Origin of the sequence: Pantoea sp. BAV 3049, from assembly GCF_009765445.1 — a bacterium.
Lineage (GTDB): Bacteria > Pseudomonadota > Gammaproteobacteria > Enterobacterales > Enterobacteriaceae > Erwinia.
In genome coordinates this window covers 5,041,587-5,055,492 of record NZ_WHOY01000031.1, presented here as the reverse complement: position 1 = coordinate 5,055,492, position 13,906 = coordinate 5,041,587, and the positions used below count along the sequence as shown (strand labels likewise).

The window sequence follows — 13,906 nt, the reverse complement described above, 5'->3', positions numbered from 1 at the left end:
TATTAATGTAGTAAAAAATAATTAAATAATAAAAACACCCTACAGGCGTACGTTATCGGCGCAGGCAGTTTGCGTTCTGCCAGCGCGCAACCACCGCAGCGTACACAAAGTACGTGAGGATGGTGAGCACTGCCGGAACGCAAAATGGCAAGTAAAGATAGCACGCCCAAAATATCACCTCTGGAGACTCTGCGATGAATGATCTTATCTATCAACGGATAGAGAAGAGTGCCCGCTTTAAAGAACTGGTGAGAAAACGCCAGGCCTTTGCCACCCTACTCTCCGTTATTATGCTGATCCTCTACGTCGGCTTTATTTTGCTGATTGCTTTCGCCCCTGGCTGGCTGGGTACTCCGCTTAGCGCGGACACCAGCGTGACGCGCGGTATTCCCATCGGCGTAGGCCTGATTGTTATCTCCTTCCTGCTGACCGGCGTTTATGTCTGGCGGGCCAATGGCGAATTTGACCGCCTGACCCGAGAGCTGCTGAATGAGGTGAAGGGATGAAACTCCGTTATCTTACTGTCAGCCTGGCTGCCCTGCTGCCCGGCTCCGTGCTGGCCGCAGATGCCATTACCGGCGAAGTTCAGAAACAGGCTGTCAACGTTGAAGCCATCGTGCTGTTTATCATCTTCGTAGCGGCAACGCTGGGGATCACTTACTGGGCCTCAAAACGCACCCGCTCTCGCAGCGATTACTACACCGCCGGGGGCAATATCACCGGCTTTCAGAACGGTCTGGCGATGGCCGGTGACTTTATGTCTGCCGCCTCATTCCTCGGGATTTCGGCGCTGGTTTATACCTCTGGGTACGACGGGCTGATCTACTCGCTGGGCTTCCTGGTGGGCTGGCCGATTATCCTGTTTCTGATTGCGGAACGGCTGCGCAACCTGGGCCGCTATACCTTCGCTGACGTGGCCTCTTATCGCCTGAAGCAGATGCCGATCCGCACGCTCTCCGCCTGCGGCTCGCTGGTGGTGGTGGCGCTCTATCTGATTGCGCAGATGGTGGGAGCAGGCAAGCTGATCCAGTTATTGTTCGGGCTGGATTACCACGTCGCGGTGATCCTGGTCGGCATTCTGATGGTGCTCTACGTGCTGTTCGGCGGCATGCTGGCCACTACCTGGGTACAGATTATCAAAGCGGTATTGCTGCTGTTCGGCGCCAGCTTTATGGCGATTATGGTGATGAAAACCGTTGGCTTCAGCTTCAATAACCTGTTCACTCAGGCGATGGCGGTGCACCCGAAAGGAGTTGAAATTATGCGGCCTGGCGGGCTGGTACATGACCCGATTTCGGCGCTGTCACTCGGGCTGGGCCTGATGTTTGGCACTGCGGGTCTGCCGCATATTCTGATGCGCTTCTTCACGGTCAGCGATGCACGTGAGGCCCGCAAAAGCGTGTTCTATGCCACTGGTTTTATGGGATATTTCTACTTCCTGACCTTTATAATCGGTTTTGGTGCCATCCTGCTGGTCGGGGCCAATCCGGCCTTTAAAGATGCCAGCGGCGCGCTGATTGGCGGCAATAATATGGCGGCGGTGCATCTGGCCGATGCGGTGGGTGGCAGCCTGTTCCTCGGATTTATTTCTGCTGTCGCCTTCGCCACGATCCTTGCGGTGGTGGCCGGACTGACGCTGGCTGGTGCTTCAGCGGTATCTCACGATCTCTACGCCAGCGTGATACGTAAAGGCCAGGCGACGGAGCTGGAGGAGTTGAGGATCTCTAAAATTACCGTGGTGCTGCTGGGCTTTGTGGCTATCGCGCTGGGGATCATGTTTGAGAAGCAGAACATCGCCTTTATGGTCGGGCTGGCCTTCTCGATTGCCGCCAGCTGTAACTTTCCGATTATCCTGCTGTCGATGTACTGGTCGAAGCTGACCACCCGCGGGGCCATGATCGGCGGCTGGCTGGGGCTGTTGACGGCGGTGGTGCTGATGATCCTTGGGCCGACTATCTGGGTACAGGTGCTGGGCAACGCGAAACCCGTGTTCCCGTATGAGTATCCGGCGTTATTCTCGATGCTGGTGGCCTTTATTGGCACCTGGCTGTTTTCCATTACCGATAACTCGGCTGAAGGTGCGCTGGAGCGGCAGCGTTTTCAGGCGCAGTTTGTTCGTTCACAGACGGGAGTGGGTATAGACAGCGGAAAGGCGCACTAAGAAAAGGCAGATGAGATCGGAAAAAAGGAGCGGATCGCTGATCCGCCCTTTGCATCAGAAATGCAGGGATGCACCCACGTAAGGGCCATCGGCAATCACGTTGTCTTTACGGCCGTCTTTGCCGTTCATCGCCATGTACTGGTAACCAACGTGCACGTCAACCAGCGAAATTGGCTGGAAGCTGACGCCTGCAGAGGCTTCCTGGTAGTTATCGATATGGCTGGAGAAGGCGTCCGGCGAGTAGTAGTACTGGCCGTAAACGTTGAACATTTTGGTCACAGGAACGCTGACGCCCGCGCCCACAGCAACCGCATAGCCGTCTTTGCTGTCGCGAGGATTGGTGGAAATAGCCTTAACGCCTGGCGTCAGGAACACATCCCCTACTGCCACATTGTAGCCCAGACCGACGCTGCCCATGCTGCCGTCATGGTCGCTGCGCAACCAGTTACCTGACAGAGCGAAGCCCGGGGTGTTGGTGCCCAGGCCCGCGTGCAGGTTAGTGTACTCACGCCCCACATCAACGCCGCCATCAATTGCCTGCGCCGATCCTGCCAGAGCCAGAAGCGCCAGCGCGCCTGCGGTAGTTGCCACTGCTTTCATTTTATTCTCCTGATGAATTTACTCACGCCTTTGTCGGGCGGCTTCGCAGAGTAAACCATCATCAGCGCGATTCATATGAGACAGCGGTGAATCAGTACCGTATTTACTTAACATTAAACTTCAGCGTGTAACAGAATATGTCTCAGACGGCGGCCCACATCAGATGGCCGATAGCCGGAGCGATAATCACCGTAACGATGCCGGAAAGCATCATCACCAGGCTGGAGACCACGCCCTCTCCCTGGCCGATCTCGTAGGCTCTGGCCGTTCCCGCCCCGTGAGAAGCCGCGCCAAAGCCCGCCCCCTTCGCCATTCCCTGTTTCACCGCCAGGCGCAGAAACAGCACATCGCCAACCGCCATGCCAAACACACCGGTGATCACCACAAACAGCGCCACCAGGTCAGGCTGGCCGCCGAGCTGTTTGGCAGCGGCGAGCGCAAAAGGCGTGGTGATGGAACGAACCGCCAGGCTGCGCTGGACCTCTTCGGGCAGCGTCATCAGTCTCGCCAGCCAGACCGAACTGAATACGGCGACCAGCGTGGCAGTGACCACTCCGGCGGTCAGTGACATCCAGTGACGCCGGATTATCGCCATGTTTTCATAGACCGGCACCGCAAAGGCCAGCGTCGCCGGGCCAAGCAGCCACAGCAGCCAGTGGCTCTCGCCAATGTAGTTCTGCCAGCTGATATGGGTCACCAGCAGCAGCGCCACCAGCACCATCGGTGTCATCACCAGCGGCATCATTACCAGCTTGTGCCAGCGACGATACAGGCGTTTATTGAGGTAATAGATCAGCAGCGTGGCGATCAGGCAAAGAATGCTGACGATCAGGTTATTCATCACGCTTCCCCTGTTTGCGCTCAGCCAGCCAGATTTCCAGGCGATAAACGCGGTCCACCACCAGCGCCGTGGCGGAGAGCACCAGCAACGTGCTGATACCTATCACCAGCATGATGCGCCAGCCCTCGACCCGCAGCAGCTGCGAGTAGTTAACCACCGCCACCACTGCCGGAACGAAAAACAGCAGCATCTCGGCCAGCAGCCATTTTGACCCGGCCTTCACCCAGCCAAGCGGCAGCACGCGCAGCATGATCAGCGCCAGTAATAGCAGCATGCCCACGATATTGGCGGGAAGCGGCAGATGCAGCCAGTCCACCAGTTGCTGAGCAACAATAAAGAAAACGATATACAGAACAACCTGTAGCGGAACCTGAACACGTTGCAGCCAGCCCGTTCTCTGCGGACGTATTGCTAACGCCATGATGACTTCTCCCCTGAGTATTGCGTGGAAATATTATAAAGCGGTAACAAAGGGTGAAAAAAATGACTTAATATTATTCAAACTATGCCTTACAGGAATATTTATGGACGTCCGGGCCCTGCGTTATTTTGTCGAAGTGGTGCGCCAGCAAAGCTTTACCCGTGCGGCAGAACAGCTTTATGTCACCCAGCCCACCATCAGTAAGATGCTGCGTCAGCTCGAAGACGAGCTTGGCTGCACGCTACTGATCCGCGAAGGGCGCAAGCTGCATCTGACCGATACCGGACAGGCGGTCTATCAGCGCGGGATGACCATCCTGCAGGAGTTCAAGCAGCTTGAGGCGGAAATCAGCGACATTAACGATCTGAAGACCGGCGAGCTGCGGCTGGGCATTCCACCGATGGTGGGAATGCAGATCGCCGGATCGATTTCCGCGTTCCGCCACCGCTACCCGGGAGTGGAACTAAAAATCTCAGAATTCGGCGGGCTGACAGTCCAGCAGGCGGTCCTGTCGGGCAGCCTCGATATTGCCATGACCGCTCTGCCGGTGGCCGACGATTTACCGCTCAACGCGCTGCCGCTGATGAGCCACCCACTCTGCGTTCTGGTGCCCCGCACCACCGAATGGCTGCGCCGCAGCCACATCCCGATTGCCGAACTGGCCGGGCATCCGATCCTGATTTACAACGAGGAGTTTTCGCTGAACCGCCAGCTGATGCGCGCTTTTCAGGCCAGCGGCTTTGCGCCACACATTGCGGTACGCAGCGGGCAGTGGGATTTTCTGGCGGCGATGGTGCAGGCAGGAATGGGGGTGGCGATCCTGCCGGAGCCAATCTGTCAGCGCCTGGACAAGAGCCAGCTGCTGTGGCTGCCGCTGGAGTCGGACCTGGTGTGGAAACTGGGGCTGATCTGGCGGGAAGGCAGCTACCTGTCGAAAAGCGCCCAGGCATGGATCGCCTGTTGCCGGGAGTTCTGGCCTGGTGAGACACCGACGCTTTCGCTTTAGGGGCGAAAAAAAACCGACCTGGTAAGTCGGTTTTTTTCTGTTCCGGTTAAGGCTGGTGACCTGCTCCCTAACTGTGCCGCCTGATCGGCTGATACACGCCGCAAGGGGGAACCCAAAAGCACTTGCGGCGGGTGGCACTCTTCAAAAGTGGAGACTGCCAGGTGATAAGTCTGACCTCGATCCCTGTGACGCTGGAGATTATCCACATCACATTGCAGATTATTGTTGCCATCAAGCAGCTGACCGGACGCCCGTAAGGGCCGACGGAACCTGAACAAAGGCAGGGCTGACCACCCTGCCTTTGTTCATTTTAAGAACTACTCTTCTTTCTCTATCAGCAGCGTTTCCAGCAGGTCGAGATCGTGCAGCATCTTCTGCATCGTCTCGTTGCTGATCTTTTGCGTGGCACGCAGGTGATACAGTTCGCCGCGCTCGGCTCGTAATGCCGTCAGGCGGAAGCGACGTTCCAGATTTTCGGCGTACAGCGAACGCTCCAGATCGTCCTTGCCATCCACCCGGCGACGCATATTGCCAATCACCCTTGAACTGATCTCTTTCACCAGCTCAGGATCGATGTTCTCCTCGGTATCCGCTGTCAGACGCTCTTCCATCTTATGCAGACTCTCGATTGCTGTTCCGGCCATCACCGCACGGGCCATCTGCATCTCATGGCGATGGGCGGTTTTGTCCATCCCTTCCACTCCCCGCAGCAGCAACGGCAGCAACAGCACCCCCACCAGCAGGGAAAACAGAATAACCCCTGTCGCAATGAACACCAGCTCATATCGGGCCGGGAACGCATCCCCGTTGGTCAGGAACAGAGGAATAGAGAGCACACCGGCAAGCGTGATCGCTCCGCGTACACCGGCAAAAGAGGCAATCAGCAGCTCACGCAGTGAATAGCTGGTGAACTCCATCGGGTTGTTGCGCAGCAGACGTTTGCTGATCAGACGCATGGTCCAAAGCCACGCAAAGCGCACCACCATCAGCGCGGCATACACCAGCACCACCGACAGCACCAGCATCCACAGATCCACATTCGGATCGGCATCCGCCTGGGTAACGGAAATCTGCAGGATATCCGGCAGCTGCAGGCCCAGCATCAGGAATACCATACCGTTAAACACAAACTCCAGCATCTGCCAGACGCTGTTGGCACGCAACCGCATCGCCAGCGGAGCCTGACGGATAATGCCGGAACGGGTGATGGTCATCCCCGCCGCCACGGCCGCCAGGATGCCGGAAACGCCGATATGTTCAGCGATCAGGTAGGAAGCAAACGGCAGCAGCAGCAGCAGCACCGTCTGCGTGGCCGGATCGTCACCGCTCCAGCGGCTGAACAGGCGCAGCGATTTACCGTACAGCCAGCAGATAGCGATACCCGCCAGCAGGCCACCGACCGCCACTTTAACGAACTCAATCGACGCACCGGAAACGGTAAACACCATTGTTCCCATCGCCACCGCGACGGCAAACTTCAGCGATACCAGGCCAGACGCATCGTTCATCAGCGCCTCGCCCTGCAGAATCGACATAATTTTCTTCGGAATGCGCCCTTCTCCGACGATCCCGGAGAGTGCCACGGCATCGGTTGGCGACAGCACCGCCGCCAGAGCAAAGGCTGGCAGTAGCGGAATGCCCGGTACCAGCCAGTAAATCAGATAACCAATCCCGACCACGGTAATCAGCACCAGCACCAGCGCAAGGCCGATAATCTCCCGTCCGTGGTGCAGAAACTCGCTGGTTGGCGTTTTCCAGCCGTCAGCGAACAGCAGCGGCGGGATAAACAGCACGAGGAACAGCTCGGGGTCGAAATCGACGTGCAGGCCAAAGGTCGGCCAGGCGAGCAGTGCGCCCAAAACGATCTGCACTAACGGCAGGGGGATTTGAAAAGGAATAATACGGGCTGCAACGCCAGATAGCGACACCATCAGCGTCAGTATCAAAATAGTAAAAAAGATTTCCATGTTGTCCTTACATAGCTTCCAGGTTTTTGTCACAAACCTGCTCCGGGCAGGCCTTAACTGATAGTAAAACAAAAATGGGAACCGTTTAAAAACAGGAAATGCGCTAAAAGTAAGAAAAGTGCGGTAATTTCAGACAAAAGAGGCCGGGCTACCGGCCTCTCAGAGAGAAGGGTTAAATCGCCCAGCCGCCAGCGTAGAAAGCCACCAGCGCGACAGCAATCACCACCGTTCCGACGTTCAGCTTGCGCCACTCACCGGCAAAGATACGGCCAATCACCAGTGAGCCAAAGCCCAGCATGATGCCGGTCACAATGTTGCAGGTCAGTACGATAAACACCGCAGCCAGCAGGCCAGACATGGCGTCCACAAAATCACTGAAGTCGATTTTGGAGACGTTGCTCAGCATCAGCAAACCAACGTACATCAGCGCAGGTGCAGTGGCATAACCCGGCACCAGGTAAGCCAGCGGCGACAGGAACAGGATCAGCAGGAACAGCACGCCAACCACAATCGCCGTCAGACCGGTTTTACCACCCGCCGCCGTACCCGCCGCAGACTCGATATACACAGCCGCAGGTGCGCCACCCACCAGACCAGAGAACACGCTGCTCAGGGAATCCGTGGTCAGTGCTTTGCCGCCATTGATAATCTGGTTGTCTTTATCCAGCAGGTTAGCCTGTCCCGCTACCGCGCGAATGGTACCGGTGGCATCAAACACGGCGGTCATCACCAGCGCCAGAACGCTTGGCAGCACGGCAGGTTTCAACGCTCCCAGGATATCCAGACTGAACACCAGCGAATTGCCCTGCGCATCAGACAGCGAAGGCATGGCAAACAGCCCCTGATACTTCACCGTCGGATCGAAGATCAGGCCCAGCACTGAAATGGCGATCATGGTCAGCAGAATGCCACCCGGCACGCGCAGTTTTTCCAGGCCGAAAATCACCGCCAGACCCAGCAACGACATCATTACCGGAAAGGACGCGAAATCACCCAGCGCCACGGGCAGGCCAGGTGCCGGGTTTTTAACCACCAGGCCCACACCATCAGCAGCGATCAGCAGCAGGAACAGACCGATCCCCACGCCGGTACCGTGCGCCACGCCCATTGGCAGGTTACGCAGGATCCAGGCACGAATGCCGGTAGCCGAAATAACGGTAAACAGTACGCCCATCAGGAACACGGCACCCAGCGCAACAGGCACGCTGATATGCTGGCCCAGCACCAGACTGAACGCGGTAAACGCGGTCAGGGAGATCGCGCAGCCGATCGCCATTGGCAGATTGGCCCACAAACCCATAACTAACGAACCAAAGCCCGCCACCAGACAAGTAGAAACGAAAACGGCAGTCGGCGGAAATCCTGCTTTGCCCAGCATAGACGGCACGACAATGACCGAATAGACCATAGCAAGGAAGGTGGTAAGGCCGGCTATTACCTCCTGACGAACGGAACTGCCGCGCGCAGAGATTTTAAACCAGGCGTCTAAAGATCCGCCGGCCTGATGAGAAGGAGTCGACATTGAGAAAAATCCCCTGAGATTTCTTATGATTTATGGAAAGGCAAACGATTATCCTGCCTTTATCGGTGCACTTTCAACTCCCGAACGTGCATAAATTTGCAGAATGCAGCCATCCAGGCTCAGGCGTGGCAATGACGCCACGCAATTGTGACTCTACTCATCCGTCCGTTGCGGTCGTAATAGCTCTTTCTTATGACCGCTGGCCCTGGTGCGGCGGGATGAAACGATTGAGTAAAACCGGCAAAAAACCATTCAGCCGGGGTTTACATCGCCTCCCTTTTGCAGGGCGCGCTGCCAGGCGGCACGGTTTTGCACTTTATTAAGCCAGGTCTGAATCGCCGGGCTGCTGTCTGCGCCACCACGGGCGCTCAGAGCCTGAATGGGGAAGCTCATCTGCACATCAGCAATGCTGAACTGGGTGCCTGCAAACCACTCGTTTTTTGCCAGATGCTGTTCAATAAATTCCCGGTGGGTGGCAAGCTGCTTGTCGAGATAGCCCTTCTGTACGCCTTTACCAAACGCACTGCCAATCGGGCGCAGCAGCCACGGCACCGGCGGCTTGCCCATCCGGCTGAAGATCAGTTTCATCACCAGCAGCGGCATCAGCGACCCTTCGGCATAGTGCAGCCAGTATCGAGACTGCAGGCGTTCATCTTCATTAAGAAGTTTCAGGCGATATTCTGCGTCATACCGCTCAACCAGATATTCAAGGATCGCGCCGGACTCGGCAATCACCCGATTTTCGTCGGTGATCACCGGGGATTTTCCGAGAGGATGAACTTTTTTCAGGGATTCGGGGGCCAGCATGGTCGATTCCCGCTGATACTGTTTAATCTGATAGGGGACTTCAAGCTCTTCCAGCATCCAGAGAACCCGCTGTGAGCGGGAGTTATTCAGGTGGTGAACGGTGATCATGACCAGTCCTTGTAGTAATCGAAGAACTCTCAGTATAGACGCCCTCAGTTCCGGGCTGGCTCCAGCAGGATGGCACCGGTACCGCGCTCGCTGAGCTGGTCATCCGGGTTACGCAGCGGGCAATCTTCCATCGACAGGCAGCCACAGCCGATGCAGCCATCCAGATCGTCGCGCAGACGGGTCAGCGTACTGATGCGGCTGTCCAGCTCTTCACGCCACTTCTTCGTCAGCACCGCCCACTCTTTCGGCGTCATTCTTTTCCCGGCCGGGAACTGCATCAGGTGTTCGCCGATAGTGGCGAGAGGGATGCCAATACGCTGGGCGATTTTAATAATAGCCACGCGCCTGAGCACGTCACGGTGATAGCGCCGTTGATTGCCGCCATTGCGGAAACTGCTGATTAATCCTTTACTTTCATAGAAATGCAGCGCCGAAACGGCGACGCCGCAGCGCAGCGCCACGTCCCCCGGCGTCAGCTCGCGCTTGTTCGGGTAGTTGCGACTTTTTTTCATTTAGCTCTTTACCTCAAGTTAACTTGAGGAATTATACTCAGCCCCCATTAAGAAGGCGAAATGAAAATTGTCCGCCAGTCTGTTATTCCACGACCGCCAGGCACCAGGGAGAAGACAAAGTATGCATGACGATATCATCCACACTCTTACCGACTGGATCGAAAGTAACCTTGATAAAACACTCTCTATTGATGAAGTCGCCGCCAAATCTGGCTATTCGAAATGGCACCTGCAAAGGATGTTCCGCACGGTGACCCGACAGACGCTGGGAGGCTATATCCGCGAACGCCGCCTGACGCTGGCAGCAGAGGCTTTACGCCAGACCCAGCGCCCGGTATTCGATATTGCCATGCAGTATGGTTACGATTCGCAGCAGACGTTTTCTCGCGTGTTCCGCCGGCAGTTTTCTCAGACGCCTACTGCGTATCGTCACACCATGCGCCGCCAGTCGCTGAGCCGCCCGGCGAGCTACCACTTCGACTGCAGCGATTTTCCGACTCAGGCCTATCCCAAAGCCGCCGAAAAAAACGGCTGCACTGTCTGCAATTAAGCCGGGCGAATCAGTTCTTACGGGCGGGATTTATTCCGCCCGTGCTGATTAAGCCCTGCCCCGCTGCTTAAGAGCCTCCTCAGGAGGCTGGCCCCAGAACGAGGGTGAAAAATACCAGCCGCCGCCCAGCTCTTTAATGTGGTACATCGCCGCATCGGCCTGAGCAATCATCGCTTCCCCGGAGCTGTGGTTCTTCGCCAGCGCCACACCGACGCTAAGCGACTGAGCTATCAGCGTGCCATCTTCCAGCTTGATCGGCTCCCGCATCGCCTCTATCACATTCTCAGCCACTCTTCCGGCCTGTTCGCCGTTCTCAATTGATGACAGCAGCACGGCAAACTCATCGCCACCCAGCCGGGCTACCAGATCGTCCTTACGCAGTCGGTTCCGCAGGCGATGAGCCATGGCGGCAAGCACGCAGTCACCAGCGGCATGGCCATAGTGGTCATTCACTTCCTTGAAGCGGTCACCATCGATAAACAGCACGGCGACCTGGCTGGCTGTCTGCGGATTGCCCAGTTGCTTTTGCAGCTCCTGTTCAAACGCGGTGCGGTTTGGCAGGCCGGTCAGGGCATCGTGCCGCACCTGATGAGCGAGAGTGTCATTTTCCTGCTGCAGTTTATTTTGCCAGTCGGAAAGCTCGTCAAGCAGGCTGTTGAAATCCCCGCTCAGCTTGTTGAGTTCTGCAATAGAGGAAGACGGCACGCGCTGAGAGAAGGCCCGTCGCCGCCGGACATCATGTGCCACCGAAGCGATATTCTGCAACCCGGCGAGGATACCAGCATGCATCCGGTGCGACAGCCAGAACGCCAGCATTGCCGTCACCAGCAGACTGCCACCCAGCCACTTCATCGCCTGACTGAGATAGTGCAACACCCGGCTGGCACTGCCGGTAAGCCACACCTGCCCGACCTGCTGCTGACCCACCATGATCGGTACATTGACCGGTACAGGAAACAGCCACTGCGACACCAGCTGACTGGCTGCATGATGCTTATCATCATCAGGCGGCGGCCAGCGGGTCAGCAGATGCCCCTGCGGATCAAGAATACGTGCATGGCCGAACTCCGCCTTGCTGCCGATTTCCTGCAGGATGGCCGTGACCGAATCCGCATCGCCCGTCGCCACCGCCTGCGGCACGCTGTAGCTGATAGTGGTCGCCACCAGCTGCAGATTGTTTTCGGCGTAGCTGCGCAGCGCAAACATCGACAGCACCGACAGCGAGATACCACTGAACAACAGCGACACCACGATGATTACCAGATAAATTCGCTGCAGTGATTTGCGCAGAGTAGGCAGCGGCTTTTGTTCTGACTTCTGGTTAACGTGGTTCACGCAGCGCCTCCACTTCGGTGATGTGGCCGTGCTCATCGTGATGCACCCGCAGCAGGTCGTGACGGCTCAGCAGCGCCACTTCCGATGGGGCGATCGCAAAACTCTGCACCACTTCCTGAGGACGCAAACCGGGACGGCGGCTGCGCCGTTCTACCCGGAAGCGCAGCTGGTTGTACTTGGCCCAGCCGATCAGTACCAGCGCGTTAAACACCGCGATGGCGGCATACAGCGTGACGGTATTCAGTTCAGAGACCAGCGGGCGCGGGCCAAGCCATGGCGTATTTTTCAGCATTGCCAGCAGGCCAGTGCAGAACAACCAGACGAAGCCGCACCAGCCAATCAGGGTCAGAACGATATCGAACAACCGTGGAAACCAGCCGCGCTCGGTAATGATCAAGGGTGTTTTCATCTCACTATCCTTTTTCTATGCCACGATCAGGACTTTCCCAGCGGGCGCGACGCGGCTTCGAACGCAGCATCACCTTCGGGAAGGCCACCAGGGTGGTGAACAGGCTCAGCATCCAGTACACCAGCGGATACCAGATCACCCAGAACAGCGCGCTGCCCAGCTTGTGCTCGTAGCGCCGCTCAATCAGCAGGCTGATGGTGAACTGCAGCAGGCAGGTTACCGCCAGCACCATGCCGGTAAATTCCGGCGGGAACAGGTCGTAAAACGGCACAAACAGTCCCAGCAGGCGGTCGTAGTCGGCAAGCGCGCGGTCGGCCACACGAAAACGCTCAGCCTCCGAACGGCTGGCAGTCACGGCGATACGAACTTCTTGTGCGGCTGCATCAGCCTGAAGCTTGCGCTGTTTTGCAGCAGGAAGTTGGGCAGTGGCCGCATTCCGCAGCGCCGGGCCACTGACCCGGTTCAGCGAAAGGGTGGCAACATAGTCGCGGCGCAGGGTAACGTCATCAGGAAAATGGCGTTTCGCTTCGCTGGCCGTTTGCAGAGCGTCCCAGTCCCTGCCTGCCGCTCGCTGAGCGTAGGTCAGATCCAGATAACGTTGAGGAGTCTGCCTGACAACGAGACGCTGGCGGGCAAGCTGCTGAGCTGAAGTGGTGTCACCGCTGTCCGCCAGCGTCATAATCAGCCCGCTGTTCAGATCGTCATTGTCAGGCTCAGCCCGTAGAGCCTCATGCCATAACAGCAAAGAGGTATTCCACTCTTTCAGATTACGGTAAGCCCGGGCAACAGCCACCCTGGCCCGCACAGGCAGAGGCCCACTGGCCTGATAACGCTGCCAGATGTCGACAACCTGGCGGTCCTGGTTTGCCCAACCAGCAATCTGCAACCCGTCAGCCAATTCTCCACGGGTCAGCGGACGGCGGTCAGCCTCCTTCGCCAGCCAGTCCAGCACCGGTGAGCTGTTGCCCGACCGGGCCTGAACAATCATCTGGTCATAGGTTTCCGAGGCCTGGCTGCTCTGTGGTAATGAACCCAGTAGCAGACACAGAGCCAGGGAAGTTCTCTGGTGATAAAACAGGCCTTTCAGCCGCAAACAGCCATTGAAAAACACAAAGGCTCCTTATTTAATTTTTATTGCTCCATAAAGACATTTCACGATGACGATTATTGAGCGAGCTTATTTGAGGGACAGGAATTCTCACCCCGCGCAATGGAAGGGAATGAGTTATAAGACTTTTTGTTTTAAAAAATCCTACAACCCAATGTCGGCTTGTACAACTTTCGACAGGTCAGATTCCTCTTAAAGAGGTTAATTTGACTTAAGTCAGAATGAAAAATGCCTAAACGGAAATTAAGTGATTATCTATCCTGAAAATTGCTAGCAATATTAAAGAGTTGTTTTTGGGGAGGTTACTGGCAGCAGAAACAGCGGTAAATAGCGGTAATACCAAGAAAAATTAAACTTTATAAATGATAACAATTATCATCGGCCGTCTCAAAATAGTGCTAACTTACTTAAATTAAATATAAAATTCTTAAGATGATAAAAATAATTGCTTAATTGGCAGAATTCGCGGTGAGAGAAACGACCGACTTTTTGACTAAGTTAAATTAATCTGGCCTGTTATACCATCAGGCCCAATCACGTAAAAATGATAACCCACGGG

14 protein-coding genes are annotated in these 13,906 nt (G+C 56.3%); 4 read left to right on the top strand and 10 right to left on the bottom strand.

Features of this window, described 5'->3' with window-relative positions; translation table 11 throughout:
- Positions 1-194 precede the first annotated feature (194 nt).
- Both GSQ70_RS25065 and GSQ70_RS25060 read left to right on the top strand, forming a co-directional pair.
- A complete protein-coding gene (locus GSQ70_RS25065; RefSeq protein WP_158785057.1) occupies positions 195-506 on the top strand; it encodes a DUF485 domain-containing protein in 312 nt (103 codons plus the stop codon).
- Entirely contained in the window at positions 503-2,161 is a 1,659-nt protein-coding gene (locus tag GSQ70_RS25060) for a cation acetate symporter (RefSeq protein ID WP_158785056.1), read from the top strand. Before GSQ70_RS25065 ends, GSQ70_RS25060 begins: the two co-directional genes overlap by 4 nt.
- Positions 2,162-2,215: 54 nt before the next feature.
- Here the strand turns inward: GSQ70_RS25060 and GSQ70_RS25055 are convergent, their stop codons facing one another.
- The 3 genes from GSQ70_RS25055 to GSQ70_RS25045 form a co-directional block, all read right to left on the bottom strand.
- A complete protein-coding gene (locus tag GSQ70_RS25055; protein WP_158785055.1) occupies positions 2,216-2,761 on the bottom strand; it encodes a YfaZ family outer membrane protein in 546 nt (181 codons plus the stop codon).
- A 142-nt stretch (positions 2,762-2,903) separates the two neighbouring features.
- A complete protein-coding gene (locus tag GSQ70_RS25050) occupies positions 2,904-3,602 on the bottom strand; it encodes an LrgB family protein (RefSeq protein ID WP_158785054.1) in 699 nt (232 codons plus the stop codon).
- The gene (locus tag GSQ70_RS25045) at positions 3,595-4,023 is read right to left on the bottom strand and encodes a CidA/LrgA family protein (RefSeq protein ID WP_158785053.1); all 429 of its coding nucleotides are present in this window, start codon (positions 4,021-4,023) and stop codon (positions 3,595-3,597) included. Before GSQ70_RS25045 ends, GSQ70_RS25050 begins: the two co-directional genes overlap by 8 nt.
- A gap of 103 nt (positions 4,024-4,126) precedes the next feature.
- Here GSQ70_RS25045 and GSQ70_RS25040 point away from each other — a divergent pair, with 103 nt between their 5' ends.
- The gene (locus GSQ70_RS25040; protein ID WP_158785052.1) at positions 4,127-5,029 is read left to right on the top strand and encodes a LysR family transcriptional regulator; all 903 of its coding nucleotides are present in this window, start codon (positions 4,127-4,129) and stop codon (positions 5,027-5,029) included.
- Positions 5,030-5,346: 317 nt separating this feature from the next.
- On the opposite strand, the gene GSQ70_RS25035 is transcribed toward GSQ70_RS25040, so the two are convergent.
- The 4 genes from GSQ70_RS25035 to soxR all read right to left on the bottom strand — a co-directional run bounded on the left by GSQ70_RS25035 (position 5,347) and on the right by soxR (position 9,945).
- Positions 5,347-6,996 carry a Na+/H+ antiporter gene (locus GSQ70_RS25035; protein ID WP_158785051.1) on the bottom strand — a complete coding sequence of 550 codons (1,650 nt, stop codon included), beginning with the start codon at positions 6,994-6,996 and terminating at the stop codon, positions 5,347-5,349.
- A gap of 172 nt (positions 6,997-7,168) precedes the next feature.
- Positions 7,169-8,518 (bottom strand): NCS2 family permease, encoded by a 1,350-nt coding sequence (locus GSQ70_RS25030; protein WP_158785050.1) that lies wholly within the window; start codon positions 8,516-8,518, stop codon positions 7,169-7,171.
- Positions 8,519-8,770: 252 nt separating this feature from the next.
- Positions 8,771-9,433 carry a glutathione S-transferase family protein gene (locus GSQ70_RS25025; RefSeq protein WP_158785049.1) on the bottom strand — a complete coding sequence of 221 codons (663 nt, stop codon included), beginning with the start codon at positions 9,431-9,433 and terminating at the stop codon, positions 8,771-8,773.
- A 44-nt stretch (positions 9,434-9,477) separates the two neighbouring features.
- A complete protein-coding gene (gene soxR, locus GSQ70_RS25020; RefSeq protein ID WP_158785048.1) occupies positions 9,478-9,945 on the bottom strand; it encodes a redox-sensitive transcriptional activator SoxR in 468 nt (155 codons plus the stop codon).
- 121 nt (positions 9,946-10,066) lie between these two features.
- On the opposite strand from soxR, the gene soxS reads away from it, so the two are divergent.
- The gene (soxS, locus tag GSQ70_RS25015; protein WP_158785047.1) at positions 10,067-10,495 is read left to right on the top strand and encodes a superoxide response transcriptional regulator SoxS; all 429 of its coding nucleotides are present in this window, start codon (positions 10,067-10,069) and stop codon (positions 10,493-10,495) included.
- A 48-nt stretch (positions 10,496-10,543) separates the two neighbouring features.
- Here soxS and GSQ70_RS25010 read toward each other — a convergent pair whose 3' ends face one another.
- From GSQ70_RS25010 to GSQ70_RS26210, 3 genes are read right to left on the bottom strand one after another with little or no spacing between them, the layout of a single operon-like run.
- On the bottom strand, positions 10,544-11,830 hold the full coding sequence (locus GSQ70_RS25010) for a diguanylate cyclase domain-containing protein (RefSeq protein ID WP_233268512.1): 1,287 nt from the start codon (positions 11,828-11,830) through the stop codon (positions 10,544-10,546).
- The gene (gene pgaD, locus GSQ70_RS25005; RefSeq protein ID WP_158785045.1) at positions 11,817-12,239 is read right to left on the bottom strand and encodes a poly-beta-1,6-N-acetyl-D-glucosamine biosynthesis protein PgaD; all 423 of its coding nucleotides are present in this window, start codon (positions 12,237-12,239) and stop codon (positions 11,817-11,819) included. The genes GSQ70_RS25010 and pgaD overlap by 14 nt, the downstream gene beginning before the upstream one ends.
- A 4-nt stretch (positions 12,240-12,243) precedes the next feature.
- The gene (locus GSQ70_RS26210) at positions 12,244-13,350 is read right to left on the bottom strand and encodes a hypothetical protein (RefSeq protein ID WP_158785044.1); all 1,107 of its coding nucleotides are present in this window, start codon (positions 13,348-13,350) and stop codon (positions 12,244-12,246) included.
- Positions 13,351-13,906: the final 556 nt, after the last annotated feature.